This is a genomic window from Achromobacter sp. JCM 18799, from assembly GCF_055395645.1.
The window spans coordinates 3,480,567-3,502,428 of the sequence record NZ_AP043866.1 but is presented as its reverse complement, the minus strand read 5'-3'; the positions used below and the strand labels follow the sequence as shown (position 1 = coordinate 3,502,428).

The 21,862-nt window shown below is 67.1% G+C and carries 21 protein-coding genes; 13 read left to right on the top strand and 8 right to left on the bottom strand.

The genetic code is table 11. The annotated features are described in order from the left end of the window. Position 1: 1 nt before the first annotated feature. The 3 genes from ACZ5YA_RS16535 to ACZ5YA_RS16525 form a co-directional block, all read right to left on the bottom strand. Positions 2-613 carry a TetR/AcrR family transcriptional regulator gene (locus ACZ5YA_RS16535; protein WP_464092796.1) on the bottom strand — a complete coding sequence of 204 codons (612 nt, stop codon included), beginning with the start codon at positions 611-613 and terminating at the stop codon, positions 2-4. Beyond that, a complete protein-coding gene (locus ACZ5YA_RS16530) occupies positions 613-1,230 on the bottom strand; it encodes an NAD(P)H-dependent oxidoreductase (RefSeq protein WP_464092795.1) in 618 nt (205 codons plus the stop codon). The genes ACZ5YA_RS16535 and ACZ5YA_RS16530 overlap by 1 nt, the downstream gene beginning before the upstream one ends. A 128-nt stretch (positions 1,231-1,358) precedes the next feature. Then, entirely contained in the window at positions 1,359-2,066 is a 708-nt protein-coding gene (locus tag ACZ5YA_RS16525; RefSeq protein WP_059371445.1) for a GntR family transcriptional regulator, read from the bottom strand. A gap of 114 nt (positions 2,067-2,180) precedes the next feature. Between ACZ5YA_RS16525 and ACZ5YA_RS16520 the strand changes: the two genes are divergently transcribed. From ACZ5YA_RS16520 to ACZ5YA_RS16505, 4 genes are all read left to right on the top strand, one after another. Then, positions 2,181-3,035 (top strand): fumarylacetoacetate hydrolase family protein, encoded by an 855-nt coding sequence (locus tag ACZ5YA_RS16520; RefSeq protein WP_118931321.1) that lies wholly within the window; start codon positions 2,181-2,183, stop codon positions 3,033-3,035. Between the two features lie 115 nt (positions 3,036-3,150). Next, entirely contained in the window at positions 3,151-4,137 is a 987-nt protein-coding gene (locus ACZ5YA_RS16515) for a Bug family tripartite tricarboxylate transporter substrate binding protein (RefSeq protein ID WP_464092794.1), read from the top strand. A 69-nt stretch (positions 4,138-4,206) separates the two neighbouring features. Beyond that, positions 4,207-5,193 (top strand): tripartite tricarboxylate transporter substrate binding protein, encoded by a 987-nt coding sequence (locus ACZ5YA_RS16510; RefSeq protein ID WP_464092793.1) that lies wholly within the window; start codon positions 4,207-4,209, stop codon positions 5,191-5,193. A 47-nt stretch (positions 5,194-5,240) separates the two neighbouring features. Next, complete coding sequence (locus tag ACZ5YA_RS16505) at positions 5,241-6,179, top strand: VOC family protein (protein ID WP_118931318.1); 939 nt, start codon at positions 5,241-5,243, stop codon at positions 6,177-6,179. 18 nt (positions 6,180-6,197) lie between these two features. On the opposite strand, the gene ACZ5YA_RS16500 is transcribed toward ACZ5YA_RS16505, so the two are convergent. From ACZ5YA_RS16500 to ACZ5YA_RS16485, 4 genes are all read right to left on the bottom strand, one after another. After that, the gene (locus ACZ5YA_RS16500) at positions 6,198-7,349 is read right to left on the bottom strand and encodes an acyl-CoA dehydrogenase family protein (RefSeq protein WP_059371450.1); all 1,152 of its coding nucleotides are present in this window, start codon (positions 7,347-7,349) and stop codon (positions 6,198-6,200) included. Positions 7,350-7,353: 4 nt separating this feature from the next. After that, positions 7,354-8,325 (bottom strand): Bug family tripartite tricarboxylate transporter substrate binding protein, encoded by a 972-nt coding sequence (locus tag ACZ5YA_RS16495; RefSeq protein WP_280014576.1) that lies wholly within the window; start codon positions 8,323-8,325, stop codon positions 7,354-7,356. Positions 8,326-8,582: 257 nt separating this feature from the next. Next, positions 8,583-9,602: an NAD(P)H-dependent flavin oxidoreductase gene (locus ACZ5YA_RS16490; RefSeq protein ID WP_118931316.1), complete on the bottom strand. Its 1,020-nt coding sequence runs from the start codon at positions 9,600-9,602 to the stop codon at positions 8,583-8,585. After that, complete coding sequence (locus tag ACZ5YA_RS16485; protein WP_251879314.1) at positions 9,599-10,420, bottom strand: IclR family transcriptional regulator; 822 nt, start codon at positions 10,418-10,420, stop codon at positions 9,599-9,601. Before ACZ5YA_RS16485 ends, ACZ5YA_RS16490 begins: the two co-directional genes overlap by 4 nt. Positions 10,421-10,500: 80 nt before the next feature. On the opposite strand from ACZ5YA_RS16485, the gene ACZ5YA_RS16480 reads away from it, so the two are divergent. From ACZ5YA_RS16480 to ACZ5YA_RS16450, 7 genes are read left to right on the top strand one after another with little or no spacing between them, the layout of a single operon-like run. Next, positions 10,501-11,694 (top strand): iron-containing alcohol dehydrogenase family protein, encoded by a 1,194-nt coding sequence (locus tag ACZ5YA_RS16480; protein ID WP_059371454.1) that lies wholly within the window; start codon positions 10,501-10,503, stop codon positions 11,692-11,694. A gap of 11 nt (positions 11,695-11,705) precedes the next feature. Beyond that, on the top strand, positions 11,706-13,169 hold the full coding sequence (locus tag ACZ5YA_RS16475; protein ID WP_464092792.1) for an aldehyde dehydrogenase family protein: 1,464 nt from the start codon (positions 11,706-11,708) through the stop codon (positions 13,167-13,169). A gap of 22 nt (positions 13,170-13,191) precedes the next feature. Continuing rightward, positions 13,192-14,157 carry a Bug family tripartite tricarboxylate transporter substrate binding protein gene (locus ACZ5YA_RS16470; RefSeq protein WP_251879320.1) on the top strand — a complete coding sequence of 322 codons (966 nt, stop codon included), beginning with the start codon at positions 13,192-13,194 and terminating at the stop codon, positions 14,155-14,157. Positions 14,158-14,217: 60 nt separating this feature from the next. Next, a complete protein-coding gene (locus ACZ5YA_RS16465; protein ID WP_464092791.1) occupies positions 14,218-14,967 on the top strand; it encodes an SDR family oxidoreductase in 750 nt (249 codons plus the stop codon). Continuing rightward, the gene (locus ACZ5YA_RS16460; protein WP_118931311.1) at positions 14,964-15,461 is read left to right on the top strand and encodes a MaoC/PaaZ C-terminal domain-containing protein; all 498 of its coding nucleotides are present in this window, start codon (positions 14,964-14,966) and stop codon (positions 15,459-15,461) included. Before ACZ5YA_RS16465 ends, ACZ5YA_RS16460 begins: the two co-directional genes overlap by 4 nt. Next, a complete protein-coding gene (locus ACZ5YA_RS16455) occupies positions 15,458-17,593 on the top strand; it encodes an acetate--CoA ligase family protein (protein ID WP_464092790.1) in 2,136 nt (711 codons plus the stop codon). The genes ACZ5YA_RS16460 and ACZ5YA_RS16455 overlap by 4 nt, the downstream gene beginning before the upstream one ends. A gap of 52 nt (positions 17,594-17,645) precedes the next feature. Continuing rightward, positions 17,646-18,392 (top strand): citryl-CoA lyase, encoded by a 747-nt coding sequence (locus ACZ5YA_RS16450; protein WP_054451836.1) that lies wholly within the window; start codon positions 17,646-17,648, stop codon positions 18,390-18,392. Positions 18,393-18,410: 18 nt separating this feature from the next. On the opposite strand, the gene ACZ5YA_RS16445 is transcribed toward ACZ5YA_RS16450, so the two are convergent. Then, positions 18,411-19,070, bottom strand: coding sequence for a glutathione S-transferase family protein (locus ACZ5YA_RS16445; protein WP_464092789.1), 660 nt, complete (start codon positions 19,068-19,070; stop codon positions 18,411-18,413). A 323-nt stretch (positions 19,071-19,393) separates the two neighbouring features. On the opposite strand from ACZ5YA_RS16445, the gene ACZ5YA_RS16440 reads away from it, so the two are divergent. Together ACZ5YA_RS16440 and ACZ5YA_RS16435 are read left to right on the top strand one after the other, a co-directional pair. Then, positions 19,394-20,443, top strand: a complete 1,050-nt coding sequence (locus ACZ5YA_RS16440) for a hypothetical protein (RefSeq protein ID WP_088142738.1) — start codon at positions 19,394-19,396, stop codon at positions 20,441-20,443. A 196-nt stretch (positions 20,444-20,639) separates the two neighbouring features. Then, a complete protein-coding gene (locus ACZ5YA_RS16435) occupies positions 20,640-21,860 on the top strand; it encodes a hypothetical protein (protein ID WP_118931304.1) in 1,221 nt (406 codons plus the stop codon). The last annotated feature ends 2 nt before the right edge of the window (positions 21,861-21,862 follow it).

Genomic DNA, 21,862 nt, shown 5'->3' with positions numbered 1-21,862 from the left:
ATTATTTGCTGCGCTTGACCATCGCCACGATGGTATCCGTCAACTCGTCGCGCGCCTGATCCACGCTGATGTCCCGGGCCACAGCCGCGTGCGCCAGGCCGTCAGCCGCGCCCAGCATCGCCCACATGCCGGCCAGCGAAACTCCCGCGGGTCCGGCATAAGGCGCAAGTATGGCTTGGCATTTCTTGATGAAGGCCTGTTGGTATTGATGCTTTACCGCGGTCAGTTCCGGGGAGCCGCCCAGCGCGGCCAGCACGCCGGGTATTTCGCGTCCCTGCGTCATGACGCATTCGATGTAGCCTGCGGCGATGACCCGGGCCTTTTCCTTCAAGGCCGGCTTGCTGGCGGCGATCGCCGCGTCGATGAGCGCGGTCTGGCGGACGTCGAAGTCCTGATACAGCGCCACCAGCAAACCGTTGCGCGTGCCGAAGTGGTCGTAGGCCACGGGCTTGGTGATGCCCGCTTCCGCGGCCAGCCGCCCCAGGGTCAGGGCGTCCGTGCCTTCGTCGCTGATCAGCTTCCAGGCGACGTCCAGCAGTTGGCGCTGGCGCTCGTCGCGCGACAGGCGGCGCTGGGGGGCGGCTTTGGCGGGGCTTGGTGTTTTTGCGGTCATTATTCGACTTCCTCCTCGCGGATTACAGCACGCGAGGAGAAGATCTTCTGGCCTAGGGTCCGGGCGGCGTCGAGATGCGCGGCGGGAAAGCCCGCGTCCGACGGCAGCAGCAATTCAGACGTGACCACGTTGGCGCCGCAGTAGCCGAAGATGCCGTGGTCGATCTGCGTCTTCATGGCGCCGAAGTAGCCGTGCCGCGCGTAGGTGCGCTGGTTGGCGCCGCCCAGCGCGACCAGGTGCACGTCGAGGCGTTGCAGCTTCTTGACCAGCTTGCCGTCCGTGTCTTCGTAGGCCCAGCCTTGGGTGAACACCCGGTCGATCCAGCCCTTGAGCAGGCCCGGGAAGGACCACCAGTACACGGGGTAGACCAGCACCAGCGCATCCGCGCGTTCGAGCCGTGCATGTTCCGCGGCGACTTCCGGCAGGGCGTCCCCCTTGCCCATGGCCAACGCCACGTCCGGCTGGGTGAACCGCGGGTCAAAGCCTTCCGCGGCCAGGTCGGCGACTTCGAATGTGAGTCCGGCATCGGCAGCGGAAATGCCTGCCGCGACCTGTCGCGCCACCGCGTGGGTCAGCGACGCGGGATCGGGATGTGCAACAACGATTAGCGCATGCATGGCATCTACGCTCCATCAAAATAATTAACCTACCGATAGTAACTTACTTTTGGTAGGTTGAGATTTTGACGTGAGTAGCGGCGCTGCTCCCTGGGAGGCCGACGGCCCGGCGCAGGGCGGGGCGTTTGCTAGTGGCTGGGAATTTGCGCCAGCACCAGCTGGGTGGTCTGGCGCAGGTGTTGGGCCAGCAGCTCGGCGGCGGTGTCGGCGTCGCGGGCCAGCGCGGCGTCCAGCAGTTTGCGGTGTTCGTCGGCGACGTTGCGTTCCTTGCCCTTCTTTGGGGAGGCGGCGTTCTTGGCGCCGGCATTCAGCTGTACCGACAGGTAGCGGTAGCGCGCCGTCTGGTCGCGCAGCAGTTCGGCGATGGCGATGAGCGACTTCGAATCGCTGCCGCTGATCAGCGCCGAATGGAAAGCGGAATGCGCTTGTTCCCATTCAGCCGACAAGCCGGAGCCGTCCGCCGCGTGCAGGGGCAGGCGGCTCAGGCGGTAGTGCGCGCCGGCCAGCCGCTCTTCCCAGTCCAGGCTGCCGCGCGCGATGGCGCGGCGCAGCGCTTCGCATTCGATGTGGATGCGGGTTTCGGTGATGTCCAGCAATTCTTCCGCCGAGACGTCCGCCACGCGGAAACCGCGCTGGTCTTCCGCGACCACGAATCCGCTGGTCGCCAGGCGCGACAGCGCCTCTCGCAGCGGAATCGCCCCGCTGTCGTAGCGTTCGCAGAGATCCTTGATGCGCAGACGTGCTCCCGGGGGCAGGCTGCCCGTGATGATGTCTGCGCGGATGTCATTGGCCAGGGCCGATGCCGCGGTCCGGAATGGGGTGGAAACGGAAGTCATGCGAAACGATAAAGTTTTTATCTATGAAGCTCAAGTTATCCAGGGAAAACCAGAATATATATATTTTGGTAGATTAAATATTCTTCGTCCAACCCTCACCCATCAGGAGATCTCGTGAAACTGGCCACCCTACAAATCGACGGCGCTCCTCGCGCCGCCGCACTCGTGCAGGGCCGCCTGGCGCTGCTGTCCGCTCCGGGCGTCGATCTGGGCACGCTGCTGCGCCAGGGCAAGACGCTGGCCGATTTGGAGCGCCTGGCCGCCGCGGCCACGCAGTTCATCGATCCGGCCACCGCGACCTTTCTGTCGCCGTCGATCGAACCTCCCAAGATCCTGTGCGTCGGCTTGAACTACGCCGACCACACCAAGGAAAGCCCGTACGACCAGCCCGATTACCCGACGCTGTTCTTGCGCGTGTCGACCAGCCTGGGCGCGCATGACGCCGTGGTGGAGCGTCCGGCCATCAGCGATACGCTGGACTACGAGGGCGAAATGGTCGTGGTGCTGGGCAAGGGCGGACGCAGGATCGCCAAGGAACAGGCGCTGGACCACGTGTTCGGCTACGCCGTGGGCAATGAGATCTCGGTGCGCGAATACCAGTTCAAGTCGCCGCAGTGGACGGTGGGCAAGAACTTCGACGGCACGGGAACCTGGGGGCCGTACGTGGTCACGGCCGACGAGCTGCCGGCCGGCGGCAGCGGTTTGCGGATCGAAACCCGCCTCAATGGCGAGACCATGCAATCGTCCAACACCAGCGACATGCTGTTCGATGTGGCCACCGTGATCTCGACCGTCAGCGAGGCCATTACCTTGCAGGCTGGGGACATCATTTTCTCCGGCACCCCCGCGGGCGTGGGCTTCGGGCGCACGCCCAAGCTCTACATGAAGGACGGCGACACGGTAGAGGTGGATATCGAGCGCATCGGCACGCTGCGCAACCGCATCCGCGACGAGGCGAAGTCCGCCTAGGTTTGTCACCACGCCTGCAGCGGTCCCGGCGCCATCGGCGCGCCGGGGCGTACGGCCACGATCTACTCTTGGAACTCCAGACATGCGAATCGCAACTGCTTTTGTGAAGTCATCCGTGAGCAATCCCGCCCGGCGCCGTTGGGCCAGACTGTTGTTGGCCGCGGGCCTGGCATCCAGCCTGGGTGTGGCCGGCGCCGCGGATTGGCCGACGCGGCCAGTGAAGATCGTGGTGCCGTTTGCCGCAGGCGGAACCACCGACCTGATCGCGCGGCTGATCGCAACGCCCATGTCGCAGGAGCTGGGGCAGCCCGTGGTGGTCGAGAACCGCCCGGGCGTGGGCGGGCTGCTGGGCGCGGATGCCGTCGCCAAGGCGGCGCCCGACGGCTACACGGTGTTGATGGCCAACATCTCCTATCCGCTGGCCGCCCTGGTGGCGCAGGGCGCGAAACGGCTCAACTTCGATCCGCTGGCCGACCTGCGCAGCGTGAGCGTGGTGGCCAACGTGCCATTGGTCATCACGTCCACGCCTTCGGTGCCGGCCCGCAACCTGAAGGAGTTCGCGGACCTGCTCAAGAAGAATCCTTCCACCCACTACGCCTACGGCTCCACGGGACCCGGTTCGTACATCCACGTGTTCGGCATGTGGTTCCAGGAGCAGACGGGCGCGTCCATGACGCACGTGCCCTTCAAGGGCGCGGCGCCCTTGAAGGGCGAAATGCTGGCGGGCCGCATCCAGATGGGCGGCGACCAATTGTCTTCGTCTTTGAGCGACATCCGGGCCGGCTCCCTGACCGCGCTGGCAGTCACGTCGCCGCAACGCTCGCCGTCCCTGCCGGACACGCCCACCGCCAGCGAACTGGGTTTTGCCGGCATCGATACCGAGGGATGGAACGGTTTGCTCGCGCCGGCGCAGACGCCCGACGCCGTCGTGGCGCGCATCGGCCAGGCCGTGTCCAAGGCTGTGCAGCAGCCCGCCATCCGCCAGCGCCTCGCCGAGCTGGGCGCCGAGGCCAGCGGTTCCAGTCCCGAGCAGATGAGCGCTTTGCTGAAAAGTCAGTTCGCCCAGTTCGGCCCCATGGTGTCGCGCCTGCAACTTGAGTGATGCCGTAGCGAGGATCTTTGATCCCCGGCAGCTTCGGCTTTCCAACGAGTCCAACCAGAAAGGCCAGCAATGAAAGCACTGCGTAGCGGCGTGACCGCGAGCCTGCTGTTCCTGATCGGCATCCTGGCGTGCGTGAACGCCCACGCCCAGGCCGACGCGCCACCCGTCTCCATTGTCGTTCCGCAGCCGGTGGGCAATCCCACGGACGGCGTCGCGCGCAAGCTGCAGCCGCTGCTGCAGGCCGCGCTGGGCAGGACCATCATCGTCGAGAACCAACCGGGGGCGGGCGGTTCCATCGGCACGCAACGGGTGTTGAATGCGCCGGCGGATGGACGCATGCTGTTGATCGCGTCCCAGACCGAACCCATCCTGACCCCGGCCACGATGCAGCATGTGAAGTATCGGGCGGAGAACCTGCGCGCGGTGGCGGTGGTGGCGCGGCTGCCCTACATCCTGACGGGCGGCAACGCGCTGGCGGCCAAGAACCTGGGCGAACTGACCCAGCTGGCGCAGGCCCAGGGGGACAAGGGACTGAACTTCGGGCACATCGGTCCGGGCTCGATGATCCATCTATTGGGCGAGCAATGGGCGCGGCAAAGCCAGTTCAAGCTCAACCACGTCGTCTACCGGGGCGTCCCGCCCGTCACGCAGGACCTGATGGGCGGGCAGATAGAACTGAGCTTCCTGCCGCTGGGCGGATCGACGCTGGACCTGATCGAGTCCGGCCGTATCCGGGCCTACGCCACGACCGGCGCCGCGCCCAGTCCCAAGCTGCCCCAAGTGCCGCCCTTGTCCGCATCCAGCGAAAAGCTGCGGGATTTCGTGTACGGCACGTGGATCGCCTTCCTGGTGCCGGCCAAGACACCGGACGCAACCGTCGCCAGCCTGAACCGCGCGATCGTCCAGGCCATGGAAGACGCCGCGTTTCGCGAGTATGTTGTTTCCACCGGCATGGAGCTGGTGGCGCAGAACTCGGTGGCGGACATGCGGGACTTCTACCAGACGGAGACGGCGCTGTACCAGGGCCTGGCGCAGAAGGTCGCCGTCGAGCAGTGAAGGCAGGGCAGCCTGCCAGAACCAGAACAAGATTCTTGGAGACAGACATGCAATCGAATGCGCAGACAGCGCCGCTCGCCGTGCACTCGGTGGACGAGTTCGTGTTCAGCGTTCCCGATCTCGAAGAGGCCAGGCGCTTCTATTCGAGCTTCGGCCTGGACGTGCGGGATGAAGGCGGCTGCCTGGCGTTGTACACCCATGGCCATCCGCACCGCTGGGCGCGCATCTTGCGGGGCGCGCGCAAGCGCCTGCTGTGGGTAAGCATGGGGATCCACGCGGACGACCTGGAACGGTTCGCCGTGCATCTGGACCGCCAGGGTATTGCCCGCCGCGACGCGCCGCAGGGCGCCGACCCCGCAGGGCTCTGGATTGAGGCGCCCGACGGGCTGGCCCTGCAATTGCGGATTGCAGCCAAGTCTTCACCGTCGGCCCCCGCGCCGCAAGAGCCGCCCCAGGCCAGCAGCGGCGCCGGCCGCGCGCCCGCGCGCAGCCAGGTGCGGCAGGTGCGGCCGTTGTACCTGTCGCACATCTTGTTGTTCAGCGCCGACGTGGTCCGGGCCACGCGGTTCTACGTGGATGCGCTCGGCCTGCGCGTGTCGGATACCTCGGGCGATGCCATCGCCTTCATCCACAGTCCGCACGGCAGCGATCACCACCTGATTGCGCTGGCCAAGTCGCATGGCCTGGGCCTGCATCACAGCAGCTGGTGCGTGCCGTCCATCGATGCGGTGGGGCAGGGCATGGAGCAGATGGGCGCGGCGGGGTATGCGGACGGTTGGGGCGTGGGCCGGCATGTGTTGGGTTCGAACTACTTCCGCTATGTGCGCGATCCCTGGGGCAGCTACGCCGAGTATTCGTACGACATCGACTTCATCGCCGAAGGACAGCAGTGGCCGTCGGCGGATTATCCGCCGGAGGATTCGCTGTATGTGTGGGGTCCGGCGTTGCCGCCGGACTTCATCACCAATCATGAGCGGGATGCCTGAGGGCGGGCGCGCTCCCCTTCAGGCTATCGCGTTCATCCCCAGAATCTCCCGCCCCGCGATCAGCGTCTGGATTTCCGTCGTGCCTTCGGGAATCATGCCGCCGCGCGTATCTCGGAAGATGCGCTCGATCGGATACTCCTCCGAGTAGCCCAGCCCGCCATGCACTTGCAGCGCCATGTTGGCCACTTCGTGGGCGGCCTCGGTGGCGTAGAGCTTGGCGATGGAGCAGGCCTGGCGCACGTCCTTGCCCGCTTCCAGCGCATGGGCCGCGCGCATGCCCAGCGCGCGTGCCGCTTCGACGCGGACCGTCATGTCGACGATGTGCTTCTGCACCAGCTGGAAGCTGCCGATGGGGCGGCCGAACTGCTCGCGCTGCTTGGCATAGTCGATGGACATGTCCAGGGCCGCCTGCGCGGCGCCGACGGCGCCCATGGCGATGTTCAGGCGCGCGGCGTCCAGGCCCTTGAGCGTGCCGGCGAGCGCCGCGCCTTCCACGCCGACCAGGTTTTCCCTGGGGATGCGCACATCGGCGAAGCCTAGTTCGGCCGTGCCGGTGCAGCGCAGCACCATGGTGTCGAGCTTGCGCACGTCATAGTTGGCCAGGGCGCGTTCGACGATGAAGGTCGACAGCTTACCTTCGCAGGTGGGGCTGTAGGTGCGCGCCACCACCATGGCGAAGTCCGCGTCGCAGCCGTTGGTGATCCACAGCTTGCGACCATTCAGCACCCACTCGTCGCCGACCAGGTCGGCCCGCGTCTGGATGCCGGCGATGTTGGAGCCGGTGTTCGGCTCCGTCAGGCCGGTGCAGGCCTTGAGGCGGCCGGCCATGAGCGGCTTGAGGTACTTCTCTTTCTGCGCCGGCGAACCGTGGGCGGCCAGGCGCTTGATGGAACCGTTGGTGATATTGACGATGGTGCGCAGCGACAGCCAGTGGTAGCCCAGTTCTTCCATCATCATGGCCCAGGTGGGCATGTCGATGCCGTGTCCGCCCTGGTCTTCCGGCAGGTTGCCGCCGAGGTAGCCCAGCTCCGCCAGCTTGGGCATCAGTTCGAACGGAAAGGTCCGCGCCTTTTCGTGCTGCGCGACGATGGGCGCCACTTCCGCCAGCATGAAGCGGCGGATGCTGTGCTGCAGCTCCTGTTGTTCGGGCGTCAGGTCGATGTTGCTCATGCGTTTACTCCAGCTTCAGGTTGGCGCGTTCCACCAGGTCGCGGGTGGCCTCGCGGTGCTCCGCCCAGAATTTGGCGAACGCCTCGGGCGAGCTGCTGACCAGCGGAGTGGCGATGCGTTCGAAGCGTTCCTGCACGATGGGCATGGCGGCGGTTTCTTCCAGCGCGCGGGCCAGCTTGTCGATGATGGGCTTGGGGGTGCCGGCGGGGACGACCACGGCCTGCCAGGTGGTGACCTTGAAGCCCGGAACGCCGGATTCGGCGATGGTCGGCAGGTCCGGCAGATCCTTGACGCGGGCGGCGCCGCTGACCGCCAGGGGGCGCAGCATGCCGTCCTTGATGTAGGGCAGGGAGCTGGAACGGCTGTCGATCATGAAGGTCAGCCGTCCGGCGATCAGGTCTTGCAGCGCGGGCGCGCTGCCTTTGTACGGCACGTGCGTGAGCTTGGTGTTCAAGGCCAGCGCGAGCGAGGAGGCCGCGGTGTGCGCCGAACTGCCGTAGCCCGGCGATCCGTAGGTGATGGTCGCCTGCTTGTCCGCCTTGATCGCCTTGATCAGGTCAGCCATGGTCTGGTAGGGCGAATCCTTGGGCACCACCACCACCAGCGGCGAATCGGTCAATTGCGCGACGGGGGCGAAGGCCTGGGCCGGGTCGATCTTCAGATCCTTGTACAGGTACTGGTTGACGGCGATGGTGGCCGCGTTGGTCCAGAGGATGGTGTAGCCGTCGGCCGGCGCGCTGGCCGCGGCCAGCAGCGAGAGGTTGCCGTTGGCGCCAGGCTTGTATTCCGGGATGACGGGCTGGCCGAGCTTCTTGCTCAGCTCGTCCTGCATCATCTTGAACGCGATGTCGGAAGGCCCCCCCGGCGCAAATCCGATCACCGCGCGTATCGGCTTGTCCGGCCATTCCGCGGCCGAGGTCGCCGTCGCGAAGCCCGCGGCCAGCAGGGCTGCCGCCACCATCTTGCTGAACTTCATTCCTGTCTCCTGTTTTTCTGGGTTGAGCGCGCTTGCGTTGCGCGGACGGATTCTTGGGTGATCCGTTTTGTTATTCGCATTGCGAATTAATAATTCGTTTAATGAATTGATGATACTGCGGCCGTCGGGGCGCTGCAATAACGGGTTTTCGATCTGCAGCCGAATGCGGCCGCGCACGCGCATGAAAAATCCCTGCCGCGCGCGGGGCGTGGCAGGGATGCGGGGGTATGTAACGGCCCGCTGGCGCGGGACCGGATTCAGGCGGAATCGACCATGTGCTTGAAGCGCGCGCTGGCCTGCATGCATTCCCGCTGCAACCGCAGGACGATGCTTTCCACCGGTTCGATGTTGCGGGCAAAGCCCACCGCCGGGCCCATGGACAACATGCCTTCTTCGTGCTGGCCCGCCTGGTAGGCGAGGGCCTGGGTGCGCTCGCCGCTGATCAGTTCGCCGAAGTCGGCGTAGCTGTTGGCGCCCGCCAGTTCCAGGGCGGCGACCTTGCGGGCGTTTTCATTGTCCAGGATGCGCCAGGTGTCGCCCAGGCTGCCGAGCACGGCGCGGGTGCCGTGCTCGCTGGTGTCGACCACGCGCTGCTTGTACGCCGCGTGCGCCGGGGTTTCCTGCGCCGGCGTGAAGACGCTGCCCATCACCACGGCGTCGGCGCCCAGCGCCAGCGCCGCGGCGATCTGCCGGCCGTGGCCGATGCCGCCGCCCAGCGCCAGCGGAATGCGCAGCTGCTCCAGGGCATAGGCGCCGTTGAGGAACGTGGGCAGCTGATTGCTGCCGGGGTGGCCGCCTTCTTCCATGCCGACCAGGGTGACTGCGTCCACGCCCATGTTCTGCGCCGCGACGGCATGGCGCACGTGCGCGCACTTGTGGATGACGATGGCGCCGGCTTCGCGCAGGGCGGGCAGCAGCGGCGTGGGCGGCAGGCCCGCCGTTTCGAACAGGCGCACGCCTTCGTCGAGCGCGATGCGCAGCCGCGTCAGCATGGGCTCGTTATTGGCCGCGCGGCGAGACAGCGTGAGGTTGACGCCGAATGGCAGGCCGCCCGTCAGTTCGCCGCAATCGCGCAGCGCCTGGCGGAAGTCCTGGTCCGTGCGCGAGCTGCGCGCGGTGATGAATCCCATGCCGCCTGCGCGCACCATGGCCGCCACCAGGCGAGCATCCGACAGCCACATCATTCCGCCCAGCAGCAGCGGCCAGCGTATGCCCATCAGTTCGGTGATGCGGGTGGGCCAGCGTTGCGGAACGGCCGGAGCAAAAGGCTGGTTCACACGTGCCTCCCCATCAGCAGGATGGGCTGCAGTTCGTGCGCCAGCTGCCGCAGCGTGGGGCCGGCTTCATCGAGCATCAGTTGCCGCGGCAACAGCGCCGCGGGGCCGCCGCAGCTGACCACGTAGCGTTCGCCCGCGGGCAGTTCGATGGCGGCGGCGACGGTGTTGATCTGATAGGCGGGACGCTCGTGATAGACGAAGCCGCGTTCCGGATACCGGGCGATGGCGTCGGCAATGGCCTGCTGCTCCGCGGCGTCGCCGGCCTTGCCGGATGCGCGGGCTTCTTGCAGCAGGGCCTCGCGTTCCTCGGCCGAGCAGCAGGCCAGATAGGCCCAGCCGATCGCGCTGTGGAACAGCGGTATGCGCGAACCCACGCGCAGGTTCATCAGCAGCGGTGAATTCCCCTGGCAGCGCAGCAGGTAGACGATGCTGTCGCCGTCGCGCCGTCCCAGCGCCACCGCGACCTGATAGCGGTCGGCCAGCGCCTGCAACATCGGCCGGATGACGTCCAGCGCTTCCTGTCCCGCCAGCGCCGCGCCGCCCAGCGCGATGGCGGCGATGCCCAGTTGCAGCTTGTCCTTGCCCGGCACGGCGGCCAGGAATCCCGTCTTTTGCAGGGTGTGGCACAGGCGCCATACGGTGGGCTGGGCCAGACCGGTCAGATGGGCCAGCTCCGTCGTGCCCAGCATGCGCCGTTCGGCGCTGAAGCAGCGCAGGATGTCGAGCCCGCGGGCCAGCGCGGTGACGAATTGGCGGTCGGGTTCCGCGGAATCTTCGGTGGCGTCGTTCTTGGGCGCACGAGGCGAGGCTCTTGACATGGGCAAGCTCCTTTTTTATGATCAATTCACTAAATGAATTATAAATTCGCATAGCAAATTATGCAAGATCAGGAGGACGAATGAGCGGTCAGCAGGATTGTGCGCTACAGGCCCAGGGCGTGATGGCCTGGCCCGGCGTTTGCCATTGGGGCGGGGACGCCCTGGCCAGAACCTTGGCGGCCGCGGGCGCGCGCCTGCGCCTGCCGCTGGTGGTGACCGACGCCGGCACCTGGGGCGCGGTGGGCTCCGCCGTCGAAGCGGCGCTTGCCGCCGCGCCGGGATTGCAATGGCGTGTCTATGACGGCGTGGTGCCCAATCCCGCCATGGATCAGGTGCGCGCCGCGTTGCGCGTGGCGCGCGAACAGGGCTGCGCCAGTGTGCTGGCGGTGGGCGGGGGCAGCGCCATCGACGTGGCCAAGGCGGTCTACGCCTGCCTGGCGGGCGGGTTCGATGCCGACGAATTGCAGGCGCCGCGAGGGCAAGCCTGGCTGAACGCCGCCGCCGAGGCCGCCGATCCGCTTTTCATCGCCGTGCCCACGACTTCGGGCACCGGCAGCGAAAGCAGCTCGGCCGCGCTGATCCAGGGCGACGATGGGCGCAAGCGCCTGTACCGCTCCCTGCGCGCACGTCCGGCGCTGGTGGCGCTGCAGCCCGAACTCACGCTCAGCCTGCCGCCGCGCCCCACCGCGCAGGGCGGCTTCGATGCCGTGCTGCATGCGCTGGGCGCCTGGATCAACACCGATCCTTCGCCCGTCGGCAAGGCCATGGCCTTGCAGGCCTTGCGCCTGTGCATGCGGGCGCTGCCCGACGTGCTGCGCGCGCCGGACAGCCTGCGCGCGCGCGCCGACATGCAGATGGGCGCCTATATGGCGGGCCTGGCCATCGGCATGAGCAAGGTGGACGCCGTGCACGCCATGTGCACGCCGCTGGAGTCGCGCGTCCACATGGCGCATGCGGAAGTGCTGGGCCCGATCTTCAGCGTGGTGGCGCGCCACACGGCGCAGACGGCCGCCGCGCCCTATGCCGAGGCCGCACGCGCGCTGGGCATGGCCGCAACGGGCGATGAGCAGCAGGACGCCCTGGCCCTGATCGTGGCGGTCGAGTCGCTGGCGCGGCTGGCGGGCATTCCTCTGCGCTTTACCGGCTTGGCGCTGTCTGAGCAGGACGCCGCGCAGCTGGCCAGCCAGGCCATGCTGAGCGCGTCCATGCCCGTCAATCCGCGCGTCCTCGCGCCGGAAGAAATTCAATCCCTATACCTGCAAATGGCCGCGTAAGGAGCGCCCGCATGGATGTCATCGATTCCCGCCCCTATGAACTGCTGATCGGGAAAAACTGGCGCGCAGGCGCCGAAGGCAGCACGTTCGATACCTACAATCCGGCCACGGCGCAGGTGCTTGCCAGCGTGCACGCGGCATCGGCGGCCGACGTCGACGCTGCCGTGCAGGCCGCGCACACCGCCTTTGAAACGCATTGGCGCAAGACCACGCCGGCCCAGCGCGGCAAGCTGCTGCGGCGCCTGGCCGAATTGTTCGAGCGCGACCGCGAAAAGCTCGCCTGGATCGAAACGCTGAACGTGGGCAAGCCCATCACGCATTCGCTGGATTCGCTCAAGGGCATGCCGGCGTCGCTGGAGTACTTCGCGGGCATCATTCCGGCCCTGCGCGGCGAGACCATACCGGTGGGCAATGCCGACGTGCTCAATTTCACGCTACGCGAGCCGCTGGGCGTGTGCGCGCTCATCATGCCGTGGAATTACCCGATGACGCTCACCGTCAACAAGCTTGGTCCGGCGCTGGCCGCGGGCAACACGGTGATCCTCAAACCTTCTGAAGTGACGCCGCTGTCCACCATGGCGCTGGCGCGATTGTTCGAGGAAGCCGGCTTTCCGCCCGGCGTGATCAACGTGGTCAACGGCCCGGGCGCCACGGTGGGCGAACGGCTGGTCACCCATCCGCTGGTATCACGGGTGTCGTTCACTGGCGGCACCGTGACGGGCGCGCGCATCCAGGCGGCCGCGGCCGCCGACGTCAAGCGCGTCACGCTGGAGCTGGGCGGAAAGTCGCCGCTGATCGTGTTCGAGGACGCGCCGCTGGACAAGGCCGCGGCCGTGGCCGCGGGCGACATCATCAAGAATTCCGGCCAGGTCTGCATCGCCTGCACGCGCCTGCTGGTGCAGGAATCCGTGCGCGAGGAGTTCCTTGGCCTGCTGCAGCAGCGCCTGGACGCCGTGCGCATCGGCTCGCCGGCAGATCCGGCGACCGAGATGGGCCCCCTGGTCAGCGCGGCCCAGAAGCAGCGTGTCGAGAAGTACGTGGCGCTGGCGCAGGCAGAGGGTGCGCAGCCCGCCCATTTCGGCAACATGAAGCTGGAAGGCGATACGGCCAAGGGCTACTTCGTGCCGCCCACGCTGCTGCTGAACTCCCATGCCCGCATGCAGAGCGCGCAGGACGAGATCTTCGGTCCGGTGCAATCCGTGATCGGCTTTCGCGACGAGGCCGACGCCCTGCGCATCGCCAACGACACGCGCTACGGCCTGGCCGCGGTGCTGTACACGCGCGACGGCGGCCGCGCCCTGCGCATGGCGCGCGGGCTGCAGTCGGGCAGCGTGGCCATCAACACCGGCCTGCGGACGTCGTTCGATGCGCCGTTCGGCGGCTACAAGCAGTCCGGCATCGGCAAGGAGCGCGGGCTGGAAGCCATCTACGAAAACACGCAGCTCAAGAACATCAAGTACGACACCACGATCTAGCGTGGCGCTCACAGGAGACAACATGAAGTTCATCGTCAAGCTGGCCTCGGGCCTGGCCGCCTGCATGCTGGCGGCCGGCGCGCACGCGGAATGGCCCGACCGGCCCATCCGCATGGTCATCGGCTTTGCGCCCGGGGGCGCTTCGGACATCGCTTTCAAGATGGTGCAGGACGAGCTGTCCAAAAAGCTCGGGCAGCCCGTGGTGCCGATCTACAAGCCCGGCGCCAACGGCAACATCGCCAACCAGGCAGTCGCCACGGCCGAACCCGACGGCTACACGGCGCTGTGGGCCAACGTCGGGCCGCTGGCCATCAACACCTACCTCTACAAGGGCGTGCAGGTCGATCCGGGCAAGGCCTTTGTGCCGGTCACGCAATTGACCGATTCGCCGCTGGTGGTGGTGGTGCCGAAGTCTTCGCCGTTCCAGACCATGCAGGACCTGGTGCAGGCGGCGAAGAAGCCCGACGCGGGGCTGTCGTACGGGTCCGCCGGGCATGGCAGTTCCATGCACGTGGCGGGCGCCGCGTTGTCGCTGGCTCTGAACGCGCCCATGACGCACGTGCCTTACAAGGGCAGCGCGCCGGCGCTGCAGGACCTGATCGCCGGGCGCTTGTCCTTCATGGTGGACAGCCGCTCCACCACCGCGCCCTTCATCAAGGAAGGCACGCTGCGCGCGCTCGCCGTCAGCGGCGACCAGCGCGTGGTGGACATGCCCGACGTGCCCACGGTGGCCGAGTCCGGCGTGCCCGGCTTCAAGGTGACGACCTGGCAGGCGGTGGTCATGCCCGCCGGCACGCCGCAGCCCATCGTCGACAAGTTCTCCGGCGCGCTGCGCGAAACCTTGCAGATGCCGGAAGTGCAGGAACGCTTCGCGCGCATCTACACGCCGCTGGTGGGCAGCACGCCCGAAGCCTTTGCGGCGTTCTGGGCCAAGGAAAGAGCCGGCGCCAAGACGCTGGTGGAACAGGCGCGCCTGCAGGTCGATTGAACGCCGGGCCCGGGCGGGCCCGGCGCGGCGGGAACATTGAAACTCGAATGGAATGGCATCATGGATCTGGAACTGAATGGTTGCACCGCTTTCATCACGGGCGGCGCGGGCACGCTGGGCATGGCAATGGCCAGGCGCTTCGTGCAGGAAGGCTGCAACGTGGTGGTGTGCGACGCCAATGAAGCGGCGATCGAATCCGCCTGCGCGGAACTGTCGGAATTGGGCGGCAACGTCCTGGGTGCGCGTGCCGACGTGACCAACAAGGACGAGGTGGGCCGCGCCGTGCAGCTGGCGGTCGAGCGCTGGAAGAAGGTGGACATACTGGTCAACAACGCGGGCTTTGCGCGCGACCGTTACCTGACCAAGATGTCCGAGGAGGATTGGCACGCGGTGCTGGACGTGACGCTGCAGGGGGCATTCCATTGCTCGCGCGCCGTGCTGCCGATGATGATGGAACAGCGCTTCGGCCGCGTCATCAACATCGCCTCGCGCGCCCATTTGGGAAATCCGGGGCAGACCAACTACTCGGCCGCCAAGGCCGGACTGATCGGCTTCACGCGCTCGCTGGCGCTGGAGTCCGGCAAGTTCGGCATCACCGCCAACGCGGTCGCCCCGGGCGTCATTTCGACGCCGCGCATGCAGCAGCGCCCCGACTACCAAGAGCTGACCGAACGCGCCAAGACCAACACGCCGGTCGGCCGCCTGGGCGACCCGGCCGACGTGGCCGCGACAGTAGCCTTCCTGGCGTCGCGCCTGGCCGGCTTCACCACGGGCGAGACCGTGCACGTGACGGGAGGGCGCTACGCATGAGCACGCCATTCGATCTGGACGAACACCTGGGCCGGCGCCTGTACTTCGAGGACCTGGCGTCCGGGCAGTCCTGGGAAAGCCCGCGCCGCACGGTCACCGAAGCGGATGTGGTGCAGTTCGCCGGGCTGTCCGGCGATTACAACGCGCTGCACACGGATGCAGTATTCGCCGCCAGCCATCCTTTTGGCCAGCGCGCCGCGCACGGCATGCTGACCCTGGCCATCGCGTCGGGCCTGACCACCCGCATGCCCGTGTACCGGCTGATGGACGGCACCCGGCTGGCGCTGACCGAACTGCGCTGCGTGTGGCGCAAGCCGGTGCTCATCGGCGACACCATCCACGTTGAACTCGGCATAGGCGAGAAGACGCTGTCGCAGAAGCGCCCCGGCACGGGCCGCGTGACCATGCTGCGCACGGTGAAGAACCAGAACGGCGAGGTCGTGGTGGAGTCGGAATGGACCACCCTGATGAAATGCCGACCGGAGGCCGCATGAGCGCCAGTCCTTCCCAGTTCGATCCCAATGTCCGCTTCGATGACCTGGTGGAGCTGACGCGGCCGCGTTCGGTCATGATCGTGGGCGCTTCCAGCAAGCCGGGAACGCTGGGCCACACCACCGTGGTCAATGTGCTGGAGCACTCGGATTTCGACGGCGAGGTGTACCTGGTCAACCCCAAGGGCGGCGAACTCTTCGGCAAGCCCTTGCACGCCAGCGTGGACGCGGTGCCGGCGCAAGGCATCGACGTGGCGCTGCTGCTGGTGCCGGCCGAATCCGCCGTCGCCACGTTGCAGGCCTGCGCCGGCAAGGGCGTGCGCTACGTCATCGTGTTCACCGGCGGCTTCGCTGAACTGGGCGAGGCCGGGCGCACGGTCGAAGCCGAGATGCTGGCGCTGGCGCAGCGCAGCGGCATGAGGCTGTACGGCCCCAACTGCGCCGGCATGACCATGCTGGCGCCGCGCCTGGGCCTGACCTTTTCCACCGAATTCCGCAACGACGGCAGGACCGGCAAGCTCTCGCGCATCGGCCTGGTGACGCAGGGCGGCGGCCTGGGCCGTTCGCTCATGCAGGGCAACGAGCGCGGCGTGTGCTTTTCGCGCTGGTTCTCCACCGGCAACGAACTGGACCTGGACAGCGCGGACTTCATCAACTGGCTGGCGCATGACCCGGGCACCGACCTGATCTGCACCGTGATGGAGGGCATACGCAGCGGCCCGCGTTTCATCGCGGCGGCGGCTGCCGCGCGCCGCGCGGGCAAGCCGCTGATCGCGCTGAAGATCGGCCGCTCGGATTTTGGCAAGAAGGCGGCGCAATCGCACACCGCGTCGCTGGCCGGCGAGGACGCCGTCAACGACGCGGTGTTCTCGCAGTACGGGGTCATCCGGGTGGAAGACCTGGACGAACTGCTGGACGTCGCCAGCCTGATATCGCGCGTGGGCGTGCGCAGCCTGCGCAACATCTGCGTGTATTCGTCGTCGGGCGGCGCGGGCGTGCTGTCGGCCGACAAGGTGGGCGAAGCCGGGTTGGCAATGGCTGTGTTGGCCGACGAGACCGTCGCCGAGATGGCGCGGCACGCGCCCGCCTACGCGGCCCTGACCAACCCCGTGGACCTGACCACCAAGGCGCTGACCGATCCGGACCTGGCGCGGCGCTGCCTGGCGCCGCTGTTCGCGGACCCGGGCGTGGACGCGGTGCTCTACCCCATCACCTCCAATTATTCGGCCAGCACCGAAGGGCTGGTGCGCAACATGCTGGCGGTGGCGCAGGGCGGCGCCAAGGCGTTCGTGCCGGTCTGGATGAGCAGCCGGCGCGGTCCGGCGCACGACCTGCTGATCCAGGAAGGATTCGCGCCTGTCTACAGCCTGCGCAACGCCATGCAGGCGCTCAAGCGCGTCAGCGCGTACGCGGACCAGGCCACTGATGAGGCGCCGGAAGCCCCGCTCGCCGGCCTGCCTTCGGCCGCGCCTGCCATGCAGCTGCCCTGCAACGAAGCGCAGGCCAAGGCGTTGCTGGCGCAGTATGGCGTGCGCGCGCCCCGCGAATCCCAGGCGGCCACGGCGCAAGAGGCGGCGGCAGCGGCGTGCGCCATCGGCTTCCCGGTGGCGCTCAAGCTGGTGGCCGACGGCGTGCTGCACAAGAGCGAGATCGGTGGCGTGCAGCTACGGCTGCTCGATGAAGCCGAAGTGCGGCAGGCCTTCGAGAACATCGTCGCCAACGCGGCGCGGCATCAGGTGCCCGCGGCATCCATCCGCGGCGTGCTGGTGTCGGAAATGGTGGTCGACGGCGTGGAAACGCTGGTGGGCCTGCATCGCGACGAGGTCTTCGGCCCGGTGCTGAGCGTGGGCGCGGGCGGCGTGTGGGTGGAGGTCGAGGCCGACGTGGCGCGCTGCCATCTGCCGGCCAGCCGCAAGCAGATCGAACGCGCGCTGGATCAGACGCGCATCGCGCGCCGTCTGGCCAGCCATCGCGGCCTGCCGGCGCGCGACAGGGCGGCCCTGGTGGACGCCGTGCAGCGCATCGCGGCCTTGTTCACTGCGCTGGGAGACGGCGTGCAATCGCTGGAGGTCAATCCGCTGGTGGTGTTGGACGAAGGACGCGGCGTGGTGGCGCTGGACGCCGTCATCGAATAGCAAGCCGGCGCAGCGGCCGTCCGCTGCCCGGGAAAAAACACGGAGATTTCAGATGTTCGACAGCAAGATCGGAGGCGGCGACGCCCATACCATCCTGGTGCGAGGCCATGACCTGGTGCAGGACCTGTTCCAGCGCGATTTCATCGACGTGCTGGCCCTGGAGCTGCTGGGCGAGTTCCCCACGCCCCAGCTCAAGACCATGCTCAACCTGTTCCTGGTGAGCGCGACCGACCACGGCCTAACGCCCAGCGCCTTGTCGGCGCGGCTGACCCTGCACGGCGCGCCCGAGGCTATGCAGGGCGCGCTGGCGGCGGGGTTGCTGGGCGCCGGCAGCCGCTTCCTGGGCGTGATCGAATACGCCGCGCGCTTTCTGCGCGACGCCTTGCCCAAGCAGGATAGCTACACGGACGAGGAACTGCGCCGCTATGCCGAGGAATGCGTCGCGGCCAACAAGGCGGCCAAGCGCAAGATTCCTGGCGTGGGGCATCCGATACACGTGGATGGCGATCCCCGTTGTGAAAAGATGTTCGAGATCGCCAGGGACTGCGGCTATTACGGCAACTATTCGCGCTTTGCCGTGGAGCTGGCCGCCGCCGCGGCGCGCCAGTCCGGCCGCAAGATTCCGCTGAACGCCACCGGGGCCAAGGGCGCCATCGTGCTCGACATGGGCCTGACGCCTGAATTGGGCAAGGCCTTGACGATGATTGGCCGTTCGGTGGGCCTGATGGCGCACATCATTGAGGAACAGAAAAACCCCATCGCCCAGAAAGTGTGGGACATGGCCGCCGGCAACGAGTGATGCCCAGCCGGGCCGGATTCAGTCCCGGTCCGGCGCACCCAGCGGAAACAGCGGCCGGTAGGACCGCGCTTCTTCCACGGCTCGCGCGAACGAGGGGCGCGCAAGCAGCCGCGCCCGGTAGGCGCGCAGCGCCGGATACGATTCGGCGATACGGTGCGTCCAGTCGCCATAGAACAATGAGGGTGCGGCGGCGCAGTCCGCCAGCGTGAAGTCCGCGCCAGCGGCCCAGGTTCTGCCGGCCAGATGGCCTTCCAGCCAGGCGTAGGCGATTTCCAGCTTTTCCACGGCCAGCGCCAGTGCTTCCCGGCGCTTGGCCTCGTCGCCCGACAATGCGCCGCCGACGGCATGCTGCGTCCAGCTCATGACGTGCAGGTCGAAGAACCGGTCCAGGAAGCGCACCTGCAGCGCCGCCCTGGGATCGGCGGGCAGCAAGCGCTGCGGCCCGGGATGCTCCAGCTGCAGATGTTCGATGATGATGCTGGTCTTGGCGATGTTGCGGCCGCCGTCTTCCAGCAGCGGGAACTTGTGCAAGGGCCAGCGGCGCAGCCATTCGGCCGCGTGCTCTGGCGTATCGGGGCCGATGCAGCGGAACTCGAATGGAGTGCCGTTTTCGTACAGCGCGATCAGCACCTTCTGCGTGTAGGAAGAGAACGGGTGGCCGTAAAGCGCGAGCGACATGGCGGGGTCTCCGGGTGGAATCGCGATGGACGACGCCTAGCGTCGCCGAGACGAGAAACAATCGCAACAAATAATTTCAAACCTTTTGTGTCAGCGATCGGAGCGGCCGAGCGAGGCGGCGCGGCAGTACGGGGGCCGCGGCCCCCGCCGTTACTGGCCTGGCGGCTGCGATGCATGGCCGGGCGCTTGCGCGGGTCCGCATGAGCGCCGGATCGGAGCCGGCCGGCGCGTGTTTCAGCCGCTATGCAAGGATTGCGATCCAGCCCCGAGCCAGTAGTATGCGCGCTCAACCGACCGATCCCGCTCATACCAAGGACTGATCCATGACCCTGACGCGTCCGCGACTTGCCCTGTCCGCCCTGGCGCTCGCGCTGGCCCTGTCCGGCTGCGCGCCTCATCCGTTCCTGAGCGCCGAAGGCACCAGGAACGATCCGCGCTATGCGCAGCTGCTGGACCTGATCGACGCGGCGCTGAAGGACGATATGGCCGTGGTGCTGGTGGCCGACATCATGCCGCATCGTTCGCTGAGCGACGCGTTGGAAATGACCAAATGGACCTCGCGCGTCATCTGGATGTACGAAAAGGATCCGCGGATAACTTTCAGCCGCGGCTTTCAGACCAACTCGCTGCAACGGGACAAGAAGACGACCTATCTGTTCCAGGCGTTCGAGGTGCATATCCTGCCGCCGGGCAAATATCTGCTGACCGGTGGCGACGACTACAAGCTGAATGCCTTGCTTGACCAGGTCGGCGCTGCGAGCGGCAAGGAGGGTTCGGGCCGCGGCGCCAACGGCACCGCCTATCTGTCGCCCGAGCTCTATCGCGAGTTCTACCGGGAAACCAACTGGCGCGATGCTACCTATGGCACCGAGACCAAGACGCGCACGGTCTGCACCGCCGTGCATATGGCTTCAGGCGCCTGCGTGAGCTGGGGCGAGCAGCAATACAGCGAGACCACGCAGCTCGGTGCGGCCGGCTACCGCGAAGAAACCGATTCCCGCGACATCCCTGCGATCAAGGTGCAGGCCCGCATCCCGCCGCAGCAGGCGTTGGCAAGTTTCACGCTCAAGGGCGGCCAACTGGTGCTGAGCCAGCGCATGCACCTGAAGACGCCGAGCTACAAGTACCGGCAGTCAGCCTGCCGCGCGGTCGATCCGAAGATGATCGAATGCCCGCTTGAAGATCTGACCGTCTACACGCGTCCAGCGCCCATGGAGTTCACGCAGAAGTACATCGAGCGGCTTGAGAACGTAAGCGCGGAACACCGTCAGCTTCTGGCCAAGATGACACCGATGCAGATCACGCCCTTGGGCAAGCAGGGCATGGAAGACCCGATCTGGGGTGTGCCGCTGTCGCTGCGCAAGGGCAAGTAGGCGACGAGCCTGGGGACGCTGGAAGGACAGCCCATCATCGTAGAGAACAGGGCGGGCGCTGGCGGATTGATAGGCAAAATCCGCTTCCCGATCCAGAGCGGAACTGGAATTAGCGTTATCCTGCCGCCAGACTAGATCGTCGGCTGCCATGCCTACCGGGATGGCGCCGATGCCGCGACCGGCGAGGACTGCGCACTTGAAGCAAATCCGGCACTACCTGTTTGGCATCATCGTCTCCATCCTGCTGGCGGGACTGCTGGCATTCCTGGGCGTCGTGTTCGTTTCCACCCCGAACCTCGGCTGGGGCGCGCAGGCGCTGTTGAGCTATGGCGTGTTGTTCGGCGGACCGCTGGCCGTGGTGCTGGCGCTGTGCTGGATCGTCTACATGGTGCGCGACAAGGGCCAGGTGCCCGGGCGCGTCCACGCGTGGATGTTCCTGCCCACCGTGCTGGCGCTGGCCATCGTGCCCGTCAGCGACTCCATCGAGCAGGGCAAGTGGGACCGCTTCCAGGCGTCGCACCCTGCGATCCAGGAAGCGCACGTCAATCTGAGCGGGCGCACCATCTGGACGGACAGGCGCGGCGGAAGCGTGTCTTCGGGCGCGTCGCCGTACCTGGAGTCCGGGTCGGCGGCGCACTCCATGTTTTCGCGTTTCAGCCGCTATCCGAACCAGGGGCCGGCGGCCAGCGAGGCTTTTCCCTACGAGGGCGCGCGCCTGAAGGATGGCGTGGATCGCTACGTGTACTCCAGCCAGGACGGAACGCCCGGCGCGTCCGTGCCGCTGAAACGCGCGCCGTATCCCGATCTGGGCAAGCTGCCCTCGGCGTCCTCGCAGGGCGAGGCGGAGCTGGTGGTTTATCACTATTACCACTATGCCGATCACGTCGAGGTGGCGCCGGGCATCGCGCGCTTCGCTGGCACGACCGACGACCGGATGGAGGCGGCCGGGATGCCCGGGGTGGCGATATTCGGCCTGCAGAACCTGACGCCGCAGACCATCGCCCGGGTGGAGATCGATGGCCAGGCCTACGACATGGGCTCGGAGGCGGCGCGCAGCGTGCTGCCGCGGCCTTGCGATCTGGCGCGTGGCGGCAGCCCGGTATTGCTCGATCTGGAGCAGCCCTTGCGAGTGCGTTGGCAGACGCTGGAAGAGCCCGGGACCTGGCGCGAGGCCACCGTGAACGTGCCGGCCTTCAGCGCAGCGAGCAGCAAGGACCCGGGCAAGGGCCTGCAGCGCGTGCGCCTGTACTTCCTGCCCGACGAGACGGTGGCCGCCGAACGCTACAGGGAGATCCGCGCGCGCGGCGAACTTTCCGTCCGCGCCACCGGGCTGCCCGCCGCGGCGCAAGCCTATACGGGCTGCGGCGGCGCGTATTCCGGCTACAACCCGCAGACCGTGAAGCTGCTGGGCAACTGAAG